Genomic DNA, 15,178 nt, shown 5'->3' with positions numbered 1-15,178 from the left:
GAATCTCCAACAGTCCCGGGCACTTGGAACGCTTAGCGCACCCGGCGGGACGGAACAAGGCGCGCGTGCACCCCGTTGGAGCGGCCCAACTGCCCGGAGATTCACCCAAGCCCACTTCAGGGCATGGGCTCGGGAGGTACCTCGCGCTGCGCCAGGGCCCAGTCACCGCCCAGCCCGTGGCCCTCACGGAAGCGCCGGAAGTCCCGGCGGACCGCCCGTGGATAGCGCCGGAAGCGCTCCAGTTCGCCCTGCTTGATGGCGTTGCGGATGCGCGTGGGGCCGGCGTTGTAGGCCATCAAGGCCAGGTCCAGGTCCCCACCGAAGCGCTCCTGCAGCGAGCGCAGGTAACGGATACCCAGCCGCACGCAGAGCGCGGTGTCCGCCGTCACTTCCTCGCGGGACAGGCGCAGGCCTTCCTTCTCCGCCAGGAAGTGCAGCGTGCTGGGTTTGATCTGCATCAACCCACGCGCGCCCTTCACGGACACGGCGTCTTCCGTGAAGTCGGACTCCACGTCGATGATGGCCAGAATCAGCAGCGGATCATACGCGAGCCGCCCTGCCTCCTCGGCGATGGCCTGGATGAGTTGCCGGCGCAGCGTCAGGCCCAGGTCCGGGGCACGGCGCGCCAGCACCGCGTCAATCAGCGACGCGTCGGGGGAGATGACCTCCGCCGCCACGACGCCCGGGACCACGGGCTGCACCGGCCGCTCCTCCAGCAGCGGCACCAGTCGCGCGGACACGACGAGCGCCGCGCCCGCGAGCAGCGGGAGCCGGGAACAACCCGAGCTGAAGGCGTGGAGACGTTCGAAGAGCCGCGTACCGAAGGACCTCCCGCCCGAAGGGGCGGGGGCTTTCACTTCCGGTGCTCCAGGGCCTGGATGCGCTCGGCGAGCTTGTCCAGCCGGGTCCCAAAGGCCGCCAGCTCCTCGCGGCGGGGCAGCTTCATCTTCGTCAGGGCCTGGCGCACGCGCTCTTCCACGTTGTGCTCCAAATCCCTGCGGTGGCCCACCAGCCGCTCACTGAACTCCCGGGCCTGGCGCTTGACCTCGTCCTGGCTCCAACCCGCCACCGAGGCCACGCGATGCACGGCCCGCGAGGCTTCTTCCTCGGCCGTGTTCACCGCCAGCAGGGCCTGGCTCCAGAGACGCTCGAACGTCTCCGTCACGGGGTTCTTCTCTCGGGGGGCCTCGGGCTTGCTGTCCATGGGGTCTCTCCGGGAGGTGTACGGGCCGGACGTTCAGGCCCGAACCGGTCGGGGAACGGCCGAAATAAGCACACCCCCGACGTGAAGGGAACGACGGCGATGTGCCTCCCCCTTCCCTTTCGCACTCTGCGAAAGGGAGAGGTCACACTGTCTGTCGTGATTTGACGAAACTTCAGGCGCGCGGCGAGGACGCGGGGCTGCCCGCGGGCTTCGCGCCATTCACCCGGCGCACCGGCTTCAGCAGCGAGTCCACCTTGCGGGACAGCTTCGCCAGCTCCTTGTTGAGGTCCTTCAGCTGCGCCTGGCTGGCCACGCCCACGGCCTCGACGACGCGCGTCTGGATGCCGTCAATGCGCTTACGCAGCTCGGTGCCCGCGGCGTCCACGCGCCGGCCCAGCTCGGTGCTGGCCTCGTTGGCGCGCTTGCTCAGCTCCTGCACGCGCGGATCCGTCAGCAGCTCACCCGCCTGGAACTTCGTCCACAGCGTCTGGGCCTCCTTGGCGGCCTCCTGCCCACGGGACTCCAAGCTCTTCACCACCTTGCCCGCTTCGCCTTCCAGCTCCTCGATGCGCTTCTGCGCCTGAGACAGCTGGGCCTTCAGGAAGCTCTCCACGTTCTGCGCCAGTCCGCTCTTCGCGGCGGCGGCCTCGGAGCTCTGAACTTCGTTCTGCGTCGCCTCGGTCTCGGTCTTCATCGTGGCCATACCGTCCTCCCCTATCCCGGCTTTCGCCAAGCGGTAACCAGGTGCGTCACTGCAACGTCCAACAGCTAACGCAGCGCGCCATGAGCGTCAAGCCAACGACGAGCTCCTAACGCGATTAGCCATGAACAAAGGAAAACCGCCGCCCCGGAGGAAGCTCCGGGAGCGGCGGTTGTCTTCAAGCGAACGCTTTGAGGACGGCTGGCGCGCGGACTAGGCCGCGCCGGTCGTCTGCGTGCCTACCGGGCGGGAAGGCTCGCCCAGGGGGCCGGTGTCGCCGTGAGTGGCGGCCAGGGCGGCCTCCATCTCGTTGACCTCGTCGGTGGGGCTCTCCACCGCGATGTCCAGGTGCTTGTAGTTCGGCAGACCCGTGCCGGCGGGGATGAGCCGGCCCATGATGACGTTCTCCTTGAGGCCGCGCAGGTAGTCCACCTTGCCGTTGATGGCGGCCTCGGTGAGCACCTTGGTGGTCTCCTGGAAGGACGACGCGGAGATGAAGGACTCGGTGGAGAGCGAGGCCTTGGTGATGCCGAGCAGCAGCGGCTCGCCGACGGCGGGACGCTTGCTTTCCGACATGACCTTCTCGTTCTCCTCCTCGAACACCCACTTCTCGACCTGCTCGTCGACCAGGAAGTTGGTGTCGCCCACATCGGTGACGCGCACGCGGCGGAGCATCTGCCGCACGATGGTCTCGATGTGCTTGTCGTTGATCTTCACGCCCTGCAGTCGGTAGACCTCCTGCACTTCGTCCACCAGGTAGCGCGCGAGCTCCTTCTCGCCCAGCACCTTGAGGATGTCGTGCGGGTTGGCCGAGCCGTCCATCATCGCCTCGCCGGCCTTCACGCGGTCGCCGGAGTGGACGCTGATGTTCTTGCCCTTGGAGATCAGGTACTCCTTGGCCAGGTCCGTGCGCTGCTCGCCGTTCACCTCGGGGGTGATGATGAGCTTGCGCTTGCCCTTGGTGTCCTTGCCGAACGACACCACGCCGTCGATTTCGGCGATCGCCGCCGCGTCCTTCGGCTTGCGCGCCTCGAAGAGCTCGGCCACGCGGGGCAGACCGCCCGTGATGTCCTTGGTCTTCGTCGTCTCGCGCGGCACCTTGGCGATGACCTCGCCCGGGTGAATCTCATCGCCGTCGTTGACGGTGATGATGGAGCCCTGCGGCAGGAAGTAGCTCGCCGGGTTGCGGGAGCTGGGCAGGTCCTTCACGTTGCCGTTGGCATCGCGGATGGTGACGCGCGGACGCGCCTCCGGGTCCTTGGACTCGATGACCGTCTTGCGCGAGAGGCCAGTCACCTCGTCCAGCGCCTCGGACATCGTCACGCCTTCGATGATGTCCTCGTAGCGCACGACACCGCCGACCTCGGTCAGCAGCGGAATCGCGAACGGGTCCCACTCCGCCATGAGGACGCCCGGCTCGATGCGCTGGCCTTCCTTCACGAGGATGCGGGCACCGTAGATGACCTGGTAGCGCTCACGCTCGCGGCCTGAGTCGTCCACGACGACGATTTCGCCGTTGCGGTTCATGGCCACCAGCGTGCCGTCCGTCTTCTGCACGGTGGTGAGGCCCGCGAACTTCACGCTGCCCGCGTAGCGGTTCTCCAGGCTGGACTGCTCCGCGCGCCGCGTCGCCGCGCCACCGATGTGGAAGGTGCGCATCGTGAGCTGGGTACCCGGCTCACCGATGGACTGCGCCGCGATGACGCCGACCGCCTCACCCACGGACACCTTGCGGCCGCGGGCCAGGTCACGGCCGTAGCACTCCACGCAGATGCCGCGCTTGGCCTGGCAGGTGAGCACCGAGCGGATCTTCACCTTGTCCATGCCGCTGTTCTCGATGCGGCGGACGCGCTCCTCGTCGATCTCCTCGTTGGCGCGCACCAGCACCTCGCCCGTGACGGGGTCGAGGATGTCATCCAGGGCCACGCGGCCCAGGATGCGCTCGCCGAGCGGCTCGATGATCTCGCCGCCCTCCACCAGGGCGCCGATGAACAGGCCGTCCATGGTGCCGCAGTCGTACTCGTTGATGATGGCGTCCTGCGCCACGTCCACGAGACGGCGGGTGAGGTAACCGGAGTTGGCCGTCTTGAGCGCCGTGTCCGCCAGACCCTTACGGGCGCCGTGCGTGGAGATGAAGTACTGCAGCACGGAGAGACCTTCACGGAAGTTGGCCGTGATGGGCGTCTCGATGATTTCGCCGGAGGGCTTCGCCATCAGGCCACGCATACCCGCCAGCTGACGGATCTGCTGGGCGCTACCACGCGCGCCCGAGTCGGCCATGATGTAGATGGGGTTGAAGGACGGCTGCTTGCGCGTCTCGCGCTTGCCGTCGCGGTCCCCGGACGTCTCCTCCTGGGAGATCTGCTGCATCATCTCCTGGGCGACCTTCTCGGTGATCTCCGCCCAGATATCGATGACCTTGTTGTAGCGCTCGCCGTCGGTGATGAGACCCTCGAGGTACTGGTTCTCGATCTCCGACACTTCCTTGCGCGCGAAGTCCAGGAACTCCTGCTTCTTCGCAGGGATGATCATGTCCTTGAGCGCAATGGAGATACCGGCGCGGGTGGCGTTGTAGTAGCCCAGGCTGCGCACGCGGTCCGCGAGCAGCACCGTCTCCTTCTCACCCGTGAGGCGGTAGCAGAGGTCGATGAGGCCGCCGAGCGACTTCTTGTCGAGCACCTTGTTGATGGCGTCGAAGCCCACCGCGCGCGGGACGACCTCCCACAGGAGGACGCGGCCGACGGTGGTCTCCTTGCGCTTGCCGTCGATGCGGCAGACGACCTTCGCCTGGAGGTGCACTTCGCCGTGGTCGTACGCGGCACGCACCTCGTCCGGCGAGGCGAACACGCGGCCCTCGCCGTTGGCGAACTCGCGGGCGCGGGTCATGTAGTAGATGCCGAGCACCATGTCCTGCGTCGGGACGATGATGGGCTTGCCGTTCGCGGGGCTGAGGATGTTGTTCGTCGACATCATCAGCACGCGGGCCTCCATCTGAGCCTCGATGGAGAGCGGCACGTGCACGGCCATCTGGTCGCCGTCGAAGTCGGCGTTGAAGGCGGCGCACACCAGCGGGTGCAGTTGGATGGCCTTGCCTTCAATCAGCACGGGCTCGAAGGCCTGCATGCCCAGGCGGTGAAGCGTGGGGGCGCGGTTGAGGAGCACCGGGTGCTCGCGGATGACGTCCTCGAGGATGTCCCAGACCTCGGGGCGCTCCTTCTCCACCATCTTCTTCGCGGACTTGATGGTGGTGACGTAGCCCTTCTCTTCGAGCTTGTTGTAGATGAACGGCTTGAAGAGCTCGAGCGCCATGATCTTCGGCAGGCCGCACTGGTGCAGGCGCAGCTCGGGGCCCACCACGATGACGGAGCGGCCCGAGTAGTCCACGCGCTTGCCGAGCAGGTTCTGGCGGAACCGGCCCTGCTTGCCCTTGAGCATGTCGGACAGCGACTTCAGCGGGCGCTTGTTGGGGCCCGTGATGGTCTTTCCGCGGCGGCCGTTGTCGAACAGCGCGTCCACGGCCTCCTGCAGCATCCGCTTCTCATTGCGGATGATGATGTCCGGAGCGTTCAGCTCCTGGAGGCGCTTCAGCCGGTTGTTGCGGTTGATGACGCGGCGGTACAGGTCGTTCAGGTCGGAGGTCGCGAAGCGGCCACCATCCAGGGGAACGAGCGGGCGCAGGTCCGGCGGAATCACCGGAATCACGTCCAGCATCATCCACTCCGGCTTGTTGCCGGAGACGCGGAACGCCTCGGCCACCTTCAGGCGCTTGGCGTACTTCTTCCGCTTCGCCTCGCTGGTCGTCTCCCGCATGTCCTTGCGCAGCTCTTCGGACAGCTTCTCCACGTTCAGCGACTTGAGCATCTCCCGGACGGCCTCGCCGCCCATGCCCGTGGTGAAGGAGTCCTCACCGTGCTCCTGGTAGAGCCGGTGCATCTTGTCCTCGCTGATGAGCTCGCCCTTCTGCAGCGGCGTCGCCTTTGGATCGAGGACGATGTAGCTCTCGCAGTAGAGGACCTTCTCCAGCTCCTTCAGCGTGATGTCGAGCAGGTTGCCGATGCGGCTCGGCAGCGACTTGAGGAACCAGATGTGGGCCACCGGCGTGGCCAGGGTGATGTGGCCCAGGCGCTCACGGCGCACCTTGGACTGGATGACCTCCACGCCGCACTTCTCGCACACCACGCCGCGGTGCTTCATGCGCTTGTACTTGCCGCAGTTGCACTCGTAGTCCTTCACCGGCCCGAAGATGCGGGCGCAGAAGAGCCCATCCCGCTCCGGCTTGAAGGTGCGGTAGTTGATCGTCTCCGGCTTCTTCACCTCGCCATGGGACCACTGGCGAATCTTGTCGGGCGACGCCAGCGCAATGCGGATGGCGTTGAACGACAGCGGGTCCTTCGGCTTCTCGAAGAAGTTGAAAATGTCCTTCACGTTGCCTCCGAAATCTCGTTGGGCGCCCCCCTCTTCCAAGGGGGGCCGCCAGCTGATTCGGGCCCCCGCCCCGTTCCGGCCGCGCCCGCCCCTTTCGGGACGGCGGGCGGCCGGTCAGGCGGGCGCTCCGTGCAATCAGGCCTCGGTTCCCGTCTTGCGCTCCTCGCCGTCACCACCGCCGAGGAAGTCGCCTCCGAAGCTGCGCTGCCGCTCCGGTGGGGCGCTCTCCAGCAGCTCCACGTCGAGCGCGAGCGACTGGAGCTCCTTGAGGAGCACGTTGAACGACTCGGGCAGACCGCTCTCCAGGACGTTGTCGCCCTTGACGATGGCCTCGTACATGCGCGTGCGGCCCACCACGTCGTCCGACTTGACGGTGAGGAACTCCTGCAGCGTGTACGCCGCGCCGTAGGCCTCCATCGCCCAGACTTCCATCTCGCCCAGACGCTGACCGCCGAACTGCGCCTTGCCGCCCAGGGGCTGCTGCGTGACGAGCGAGTAGGGTCCGATGGAGCGGGCGTGGATCTTCTCGTCCACCAGGTGGTGCAGCTTCAGCATGTACATGACGCCCACGGTGACGTTCTGGTCGAACGGCTCACCCGTGCGCCCGTCGAAGAGCACCATCTGTCCCGTGCGGGGCAGCTGGCCCTCGTCCAGCAGGGCGTGGATCTCCGTCTCCTCCGCGCCGTCGAAGACGGGCGTGGCGACGTGGATGCCCCGCTTGGAGCGGCGGCACAGCTGCTTGATCTCCTCGTCGTCGAGCTTGTCGAGGAACTCGCCGAACGCCGGGTCGCTGTAGATGACCTTGAGGCGCTCCTTGATGGCGTCCGAGCTCCAGTTGGACTCGACGTAGCGCTGCAGCGCTTCGCCGGTGCCCTTGGCGGCCCAGCCCAGGTGCGTCTCGAGGATCTGCCCGATGTTCATGCGCGAGGGCACACCCAGCGGGTTGAGGACGATGTCCACCGGACGCCCGTCCTCCAGGTACGGCATGTCCTCCTCGGGGAGGATGCGGGACACGACGCCCTTGTTTCCGTGGCGGCCGGCCATCTTGTCGCCCACGGCCAGCTTGCGCTTGATGGCGACGTACACCTTCACCATCTTGATGACGCCCGGCGGCAGCTCGTCGCCCTTCTTGATGCGGGCGATCTTCTCGCCGAAGGCCAGCTTCACGGCCTCCTTCGTCTCCTCCAGGTGGCGGAGGATGTCGCGCAGGCGCGAGTCCAGCGGATCGCCGACGGAGATCTCACCCCAGTACTTGTAGGGCACCGTGGACAGCAGCTCGTCGTCGAGGATGTCCCCCTTCTTCAGGAGGATCTTCCCCTTGTCGTCCACGAGCTTGCCCTGGACCTCCTTGGTGCGCACCAGGCCGCGGATGCGGCCGAACGCGCTGTCCTGGAGGACCTTGATCTCGTCGTTCTGGTCCTTGAGGAGCTTCGCCTCCTCCATGGACTCGATCTGCTTGGCGCGCTCGTCCTTCTCCACGCCCTTGCGGCTGAACACCTTGGCGTTGATGACGGTGCCCACCACGCCCGGCGGGACGCGCAGGGAGCTGTCACGCACGTCGCCGGCCTTCTCACCGAAGATGGCGCGCAGCAGCTTCTCTTCGGGAGACAGCTGCGTCTCGCCCTTCGGGGTGATCTTGCCCACCAGCACGTCGCCGGGCTTCACCTCGGCGCCGATGCGGATGATGCCGCTCTCGTCGAGGTCCTTGAGGGCCTCCTCACCCACGTTCGGGATGTCGCGGGTGATCTCCTCCTTGCCCAGCTTGGTGTCGCGCGCGATGCACTCGAACTCCTCGATGTGGATCGACGTGTAGACGTCGTCCTTGAGGATGCGCTCGCTGATGAGGATGGAGTCCTCGAAGTTGTAGCCCTGCCACGGCATGAACGCGACGACCACGTTCTGCCCCAGCGCCAGCTCACCCGTCTCGGTGGCCGGGCCGTCCGCGATGACGTCACCCTTCTTCACCCGGTCGCCCTTGCTGATGATGGGCTTCTGGTTGAGGCAGGTGTTCTGGTTGGAGCGCTGGTACTTGAGCAGGTTGTAGATGTCGACCTCGCTCGTGACGTCGCTCAGCGAGGCCGGCACGTCCGCCTTCACCACGATGCGGCCGGCGTCCACGCTCTCCACGATGCCGTCGCGCCGGGCCACGCAGGTGACGCCGGAGTCGCGGGCGACAATGGACTCGATGCCCGTGCCCACCAGCGGCGCCGCGGTGCGCAGCAGCGGAACGGCCTGGCGCTGCATGTTGGAGCCCATGAGCGCGCGGTTGGCGTCGTCGTTCTCCAGGAACGGGATGAGCGACGCGGCCACCGACACCAGCTGCTTCGGGGACACGTCCATCAGGTCCACGTCCTCGGCGCGCGCCTGGACGAACTCACCACCACGGCGGCTGGACACCAGCGCGTTGGCGAACTTGCCCTTCTTGTCCGTCTCCGCGTTCGCCTGGGCGATGGTGTGCTTCTCCTCCTCGAGCGCGGAGTAGAAGGCCACGTCCGTCGTCACCACGCCGCCCTCGACCTTGCGGTACGGCGTCTCCACGAAGCCGAACTCGTTGACGCGCGCGTAGGTGGACAGCGACGCGATGAGGCCGATGTTCGGACCTTCCGGCGTCTCGATGGGGCAGATGCGGCCGTAGTGCGTCGGGTGCACGTCGCGCACCTCGAAGCCCGCGCGCTCGCGGGTCAGGCCACCGGGCCCGAGCGCCGACAGGCGCCGCTTGTGCGTGACCTCGGACAGCGGGTTCGTCTGGTCCATGAACTGCGACAGCTGGCTGGACCCGAAGAACTCCTTGATGACCGCCGTGACGGGCTTGGCGTTGATGAGGTCGTGCGGCATGAGCGTCTCGATCTCCTGGAGGCTCATGCGCTCCTTGATCGCCCGCTCCATGCGCACCAGGCCGATGCGGTACTGGTTCTCCAGCAGCTCGCCCACCGCGCGGACGCGGCGGTTGCCCAGGTGGTCGATGTCGTCGATGGTCCCCTTGCCGTTCTTCAGATCGATCAGGTAGCGGATCACCTCGAGGATGTCCCGCTTGGTGAGGATCTGCCCGTCGAGCGGCTCCTCAAGACCGAACTTGAAGTTCAGCTTGAGGCGGCCGACCTTGGAGAGGTCGTAGCGCTCCGGGTTGAAGAACAGGTTGGTGAACAGGTTGATGGCCGTCTCCGGCGTCGGCGGATCGCCAGGGCGCAGGCGGCGGTAGATCTCCATGATGGACTGCTCGGGGGTCTCGAGCTTGTCCAGCATCAACGTCTCACGCAGGTACGGCCCCACGTTGAGGTTGTCGATGAAGAGGACCTTGAACTCCTTGATGCCGTGCTTGAGGAGCTCGTCCACCTTCTCCTGGGTGACCTCCTCGTTGCACTCGAGGAGCACCACGCCGTTGGTCTCTTCGACCACGTCGTAGGCGGACACCTTGGTGAAGAGCTCGTCCGCATCGATGGGGAGCGTCTTCATCTTCGCCGCTTCGAGCTTCTTGATGGCGGCGCGGGTGAACTTGCGGTTCTTCTTGACGATCAGCTCGCCCGTCTTGGTCTTGATGTCGCGCGTCGCGCGCTGACCGGGCAGCAGCTCGAGCTCGACGCTCTTCTCGAACTCCTCCGCGCTATGGAGGTAGATCGTCTCCGTCGCGTAGTAGTAGTTGAGGATCTCCTCGGTGGAGCCCTTGAACTCCAGCGGGTTCTTCTTCGCGGTGTCCGGGACGGCGCCGAGCGCGCGGATGAGCACCGTGGCCGGCAGCTTGCGGCGACGGTCGATGCGCACGTACAGCAGGTCCTTGTGGTCGAACTCGAAGTCGATCCACGAACCGCGGTAGGGGATGATGCGGGCGTTGTAGAGCAGCTTGCCAGACGAGTGGCTCTTGCCCTTGTCGTGGTCGAAGAAGGCGCCCGGGCTGCGATGCAGCTGGCTGACGACGACGCGCTCGGTACCGTTGATGATGAAGGTGCCGTTCTGGGTCATCAGCGGGATTTCGCCGAAGTAGACCTCCTGCTCCTTCACGTCACGAATGGACTGGGCGCCGGTCTCCTCGTCCTTGTCCCACACGACCAGGCGCACGACGACCTTGATGGGCGCCGAATACGTCATGCCACGCTGGTGGCACTCATCTACGTCGTACTTCGGGCGCTCCAGGTGGTAGCTCACGAACTCCAGCGAGGAGGTCTCGTTGAAGTCGCGGATGGGGAACACCGACTTGAAGACGCCCTGAAGACCGAGGTCCTCGCGCTTGTCGGCGGCAATGTCCGCCTGGAGGAACTTCTCGTAGGACTGCTTCTGGATGTTGATAAGATTGGGAATGTCGATGATCTTCGCGATCTTCGCGAAGGTCTTCCGCACGCGGAAATTGTTCTGGATCTGCGTCGGCATTCTGGCTCCGGGGACTACTGCTCGGGCGGGCAAACTTCAGTAACGCGCGGCGGCGCCGGGAAATTTGCAACGGTCAAATGGGCAAAGCCGGCGCCCCCACTCAGGGAGCGCCGGCCTGCACATCCGGTCAGGAGGCTGCCCGAAATTTCCCGGAAAACCGGGCAGCCCCTGTAGAAATTACTTGACTTCGACGGTCGCGCCAGCCGCGGTGAGCTGGTCCTTGATCTTCTTGGCGTCGTCCTTGCTGACGGCTTCCTTGACGTTCTTCGGAGCGCCCTCGACCAGGTCCTTGGCCTCCTTCAGGCCCAGGCCGGTGATCGCGCGGATCTCCTTGATGACGTTGATCTTGTTGGCGCCGGCGTTGGCCAGCACCACCGTGAACTCCGTCTGCTCCTCGACAGGAGCGGCGGCGGCGGCCGGGCCCGCGGCAACGGCCACGGCGGCGGCGGACACGCCCCACTTGTTCTCGAGCTGCTTCACGAGCTCGGCCGCCTCGAGGACGGTCAGGGAGGAAAGCTGGTCAACAATCGCGTTCAGGTCAGCCATTGAAATGTGTCCTTCTGGTTTCGACTAACGGCCAACTCCCCTTTGGAGAGTTTCGGCCGGAGAGGTTGCGGTAGAAAAACTTCTCGAACAGATGAGGGGAAACTACCCCTGCGCCTTGTCCGCGTTGGCCTGGACGACTCGGGCGAGCTGCGAACCCGGAGCCGCGATGGTCCGAACCAGCTTGCTCGCGGGCTGGCTGATGACGCCCAGCAGCTGCGCGCGAAGCTCGGGCAGACCCGGCAGCTTCGCCAGGGCCTTCACACCGGCGACGTCGACCTTGCGGCCTTCGACGACGGCGGTGCGGATCTTGATCTTGTCCTCGATGTCCTTCGCGAACTCGACCAGGATCTTCGCGGGAGCCACCACGTCGCCGTAGCTGATGCACAGGGCCACGGGGCCCGTGAAGTCATCAGCGATGACCGACACGGACGTGCCCTGCGCGGCACGGCGCGCCAGCGTGTTCTTGATGACCCTGTACTCGACGTTGCCCTCGCGGAACTTCTTGCGGAGCTTGGTCACCGTCTCCACGTCCACCTTGGTGAACTCGGCGACGACGGCGGAGGTCGTCCTCGAGAACTTCTCGTGGAGCTCCTTGATCATCTCTTCCTTCTCGCTCTTCAGCACTTTGACTCACCTCCTTACTGGGCCCGCCTTTTCAGGACGGGCGTGATGCCTGGGCCAAAGTGGCAGAGCGAGAGGAGCCTCCGAGAGGCACCACACCGCACCTCCAGTCTCGGCAGGGCTGACCTTGCGGTCGTTTGAACCAGGGGTCGAAGATGCCGTCCGGCCGGTTGCCCGGCTGCCAACGGAACATGCATCCTCTCCACCCAGGTCCCTGCTGTCATGAACCAGGTGTCGGGACGCCGCGCCTCACGACGTGGCGCCCCAATTGCAAAAGCCGGGGGCCTATACCCCCGGCTTCAGCAAAGATCCAGAACTTTCGAACCTGTGACGTCAGACAGGTGACAGCCCCGACTCAAAGTCCGGGCTGCGCCCCCTTGTCCGGGCGGCGATTAGCCGTGGCGCGCCTTGATCTCCGTGGTGTCGAGCTTGATGCCCGGGCCCATGGAGGACGAGATGGCGATACCCTGGAGGTACACGCCCTTCGCGGCGGCCGGCTTCAGCTTCATCACCAGGTCCACCAGCGCGTTGAAGTTGGCCTCGAGCTTCTCCACTTCGAAGGAGCACTTGCCCAGCTTCGCGTGGACGATACCGGCCTTCTCAGCGCGGAAGTCGACCTTACCACCCTTGGCATCACGGATGGCCTTCGCGACATCCATGGTCACCGTGCCGACCTTCGGGTTCGGCATCAGGCCGCGGGGACCGAGCACCTTACCGAGGCGACCGACGACACCCATCATGTCGGGGGTGGCGATGACGGTGTCGAAGTCGAGGAAACCCTCCTCGATGCGCTTCTGGAGGTCCTCGGCGCCCACCACGTCCGCGCCGGCGTTGGCCGCGTCGGTGGCCTTCTCACCCTTGGCGAACACGGCCACGCGCACGGTGGCGCCAGTGCCATGCGGGAGCACCACGGCGCCACGGACCATCTGGTCCGCGTGCTTCGGGTCCACGCCCAGGTTGATGGAGACGTCGACCGTCTGGTCGTACTTGGTGGCGCGAGCCTCCACCGTCTTCTTCAGGAGCTGAAAGCCCTCGCCGAGGGCGTAGCGCTTGTCGCGGTCAACCAGAGCGGTGGCCGCACGGAACTTCTTCCCAGTCTTAGCCATGACAGAAATCCTTGTCGTGAGTGGGTGCGCGGCGGCCTAGCCGACGACGTCGATGCCCATGGAGCGTGCGGTGCCGGCAATGGTGTTCATGCAGGCCTCGAGCGACGCGGCGGTGGTGTCCTGGATCTTCTTCTTCGCGATGTCCTCGAGCTGAGCGCGGGTGATCTGCCCGACCTTCTCCTTGCCCGGCTTCTTCGCGCCCGAACCCTTCTTCTTCTCCGTGTGGAGACCCGCGGCCTTCTTGATGAGGACGGCGGCGGGAGGGGTCTTCAGGATGAAGGTGAAGGAGCGGTCCGCATACACGGTGATGACCACCGGGATGATGAGCGCTTCCTTGGCCTCCGCCTGGGTCTTCGCGTTGAACTGCTTGCAGAACTCCATGATGTTCACGCCCTGCTGACCGAGCGCGGGGCCGATCGGCGGAGCGGGGTTCGCCTTTCCGGCGGGAATCTGCAGCTTGACCTGACCTGTGATCTTCTTCATCGAACGACAACTGCCTTTCGAGTGGGTGGTGCGAGCGGGCTACCAGACGGGGAAGCCCTCCCACCCATGAGCCCGGCCCCGATACGGGGACCGGAAATGCGAACGCCGCGCACCCCATACAGGGGTGCACGGCGCGGCATCAACTGCTAGCCGGTGGTCTTCTCCACCTGCATGAAGTCCAGCTCCACCGGGGTGGCGCGGCCGAAGATGCTGACCAGCACCTTCACCCTGCCCTTCTCGGCGTTGACCTCTTCCACGGTGCCATTGAAGTTGGCGAACGGACCGTCGATGACGCGCACCGTGTCGCCGTCGTCGAACTGAACCTTGGGCTTCGGCTTGAGCGTGCCTTCGGAAATCTGGGACGTCAGGCGCGCCACCTCCTGGTCGGAGATGGGCAGTGGATTCTGATGCTGCGCCGTTCCCGGGAAACCGGTGATCTTCGGCGTGTTCTTCACCAGGTGGAGCGTCCGGTCGTTCAGCTCCATCTGCACGAAGATGTAGCCAGGGAAGAACTTGCGACGAGAGGTCTTCTTCTCGCCCTTCACCATTTCGACGACCTGCTCCATCGGAATCAGGATTTCACCGAACTGGTCCTGAAGGCCCTCCAGACGAACCTTCTCTTCCAGGCTCTTCTTCGCCTGGTTCTCGAAGTTCGAGTAGGTGTGGACCACGTACCATTTCATCGCCATTACAGCTTCCCCCACACGGCCGGCAGCCACTCCACCATCAGGTTGTAGGCGGCGGTATCGATGCAGAAGAGGATGACGGCGGCCACCAAGGACGCCACGACGACGGCCATGGTCGACGCCTTGGTCTCCGACCAGGTAGGCCAGGTGACCTTCATCAACTCCGAAGCCACGTCGATGGACAGCGCATGGGTGCGCGGGTGGAAGTACGCGCCCACGGCCAATCCCACGGCCAGCACGTAGCCCACCAGGGTGGAGACCTTCCAGTCCAAGCCCTCGATGAGGACCGGGTCGCTCCAGCTGAACCGCGCCCACAGCAACCCGAGCAAGCGCTCCAGGAAGAGGGCCAGGACGATGCCGGCGAGAAGATAGAAGATGACCACGAGCCGCTTCGGATCCATCGCCGAGCGGTTAGCCTGCTGGCTGGCCTCTGATGCCGTCGCCATGGTGCCTCACGAGGTACTGCGGATGCGAATTCGCGGGACTGCGAAAACACAGGAACCCCCGGCACCTCCAGGTACCGGGGGCCCCGCGACTACTGAGAGTTGGCAGGCCAGGAGGGATTCGAACCCCCAACACGCGGATTTGGAGACCGCTGCTCTACCGTTGGAGCTACTGGCCTAGAACCTTCCCTGAACTACCGACCTAGACCTTGCCTTCCTTATGGTCCTGGTGCTTCCGGCAGCGAGGACAGAACTTGCTCAGCTCGAGCTTGTCCTGGCTCTTCCGCTTGTTCTTCGTGGTCGTGTAGTTCCGCTCTTTGCACACAGTGCACTCGAGCGAAATGATGGAACGATTGCCCTTCGGCATGACCTACCTCACCAGATACGAGAAGGGAAGGCTACTACAACGCAGCCCTCCCTTCGGAGTCGGGACAGTGAGCCCGGCGGCCTCACGGCCGACCCGGCATTACTCGATGACTTCCGCCACGACGCCGGCGCCCACCGTGCGGCCACCCTCGCGAACCGCGAAGCGCAGCTCCTTCTCCATGGCCACCGGGGTGATGAGCTCCACCTCGATGGCGATGTTGTCGCCCGGCATCACC

General features: G+C 65.3%; 12 protein-coding genes, 1 tRNA gene and 1 pseudogene. All 14 read right to left on the bottom strand.

Annotated elements, in window-relative coordinates:
- Nucleotides 1–116: 116 nt before the first annotated feature.
- On the bottom strand, nt 117–857 hold the full coding sequence (locus HV824_RS17395; protein WP_163783658.1) for a lytic transglycosylase domain-containing protein: 741 nt from the start codon (nt 855–857) through the stop codon (nt 117–119).
- Nucleotides 854–1,204 (bottom strand): phasin family protein, encoded by a 351-nt coding sequence (locus HV824_RS17390; RefSeq protein WP_176412683.1) that lies wholly within the window; start codon nt 1,202–1,204, stop codon nt 854–856. Before HV824_RS17390 ends, HV824_RS17395 begins: the two co-directional genes overlap by 4 nt.
- Before the next feature lie 172 nt (nt 1,205–1,376).
- Nucleotides 1,377–1,907 (bottom strand): hypothetical protein, encoded by a 531-nt coding sequence (locus tag HV824_RS17385; protein ID WP_176423795.1) that lies wholly within the window; start codon nt 1,905–1,907, stop codon nt 1,377–1,379.
- A gap of 210 nt (nt 1,908–2,117) precedes the next feature.
- Complete coding sequence (gene rpoC, locus HV824_RS17380) at nt 2,118–6,329, bottom strand: DNA-directed RNA polymerase subunit beta' (protein ID WP_163783661.1); 4,212 nt, start codon at nt 6,327–6,329, stop codon at nt 2,118–2,120.
- A 135-nt stretch (nt 6,330–6,464) separates the two neighbouring features.
- Nucleotides 6,465–10,691 carry a DNA-directed RNA polymerase subunit beta gene (rpoB, locus tag HV824_RS17375; protein ID WP_163783662.1) on the bottom strand — a complete coding sequence of 1,409 codons (4,227 nt, stop codon included), beginning with the start codon at nt 10,689–10,691 and terminating at the stop codon, nt 6,465–6,467.
- A 177-nt stretch (nt 10,692–10,868) separates the two neighbouring features.
- Nucleotides 10,869–11,237: a 50S ribosomal protein L7/L12 gene (gene rplL, locus HV824_RS17370; RefSeq protein ID WP_176419594.1), complete on the bottom strand. Its 369-nt coding sequence runs from the start codon at nt 11,235–11,237 to the stop codon at nt 10,869–10,871.
- Between the two features lie 102 nt (nt 11,238–11,339).
- On the bottom strand, nt 11,340–11,861 hold the full coding sequence (gene rplJ, locus HV824_RS17365) for a 50S ribosomal protein L10 (RefSeq protein ID WP_176419593.1): 522 nt from the start codon (nt 11,859–11,861) through the stop codon (nt 11,340–11,342).
- Between the two features lie 389 nt (nt 11,862–12,250).
- Complete coding sequence (rplA, locus tag HV824_RS17360; RefSeq protein ID WP_176419592.1) at nt 12,251–12,964, bottom strand: 50S ribosomal protein L1; 714 nt, start codon at nt 12,962–12,964, stop codon at nt 12,251–12,253.
- Between the two features lie 36 nt (nt 12,965–13,000).
- Nucleotides 13,001–13,447, bottom strand: a complete 447-nt coding sequence (gene rplK / locus HV824_RS17355; RefSeq protein ID WP_163783666.1) for a 50S ribosomal protein L11 — start codon at nt 13,445–13,447, stop codon at nt 13,001–13,003.
- A 146-nt stretch (nt 13,448–13,593) separates the two neighbouring features.
- The gene (nusG, locus tag HV824_RS17350) at nt 13,594–14,136 is read right to left on the bottom strand and encodes a transcription termination/antitermination protein NusG (protein WP_090494984.1); all 543 of its coding nucleotides are present in this window, start codon (nt 14,134–14,136) and stop codon (nt 13,594–13,596) included.
- Entirely contained in the window at nt 14,136–14,579 is a 444-nt protein-coding gene (gene secE, locus HV824_RS17345) for a preprotein translocase subunit SecE (protein ID WP_176419591.1), read from the bottom strand. Before secE ends, nusG begins: the two co-directional genes overlap by 1 nt.
- Before the next feature lie 100 nt (nt 14,580–14,679).
- Nucleotides 14,680–14,755: transfer RNA gene (locus tag HV824_RS17340), tRNA-Trp, on the bottom strand.
- A gap of 23 nt (nt 14,756–14,778) precedes the next feature.
- Nucleotides 14,779–14,943 carry a 50S ribosomal protein L33 gene (gene rpmG, locus HV824_RS17335; protein ID WP_011553120.1) on the bottom strand — a complete coding sequence of 55 codons (165 nt, stop codon included), beginning with the start codon at nt 14,941–14,943 and terminating at the stop codon, nt 14,779–14,781.
- Between the two features lie 99 nt (nt 14,944–15,042).
- Nucleotides 15,043–15,178: pseudogene (gene tuf / locus HV824_RS17330) on the bottom strand (elongation factor Tu); the annotation flags it as partial.

Source organism: Myxococcus sp. AM009 (assembly GCF_013372605.1).
Taxonomy (GTDB): Bacteria; Myxococcota; Myxococcia; order Myxococcales; family Myxococcaceae; genus Myxococcus; species Myxococcus vastator.
This window is presented reverse-complemented; position numbering and strand designations above follow the sequence as displayed.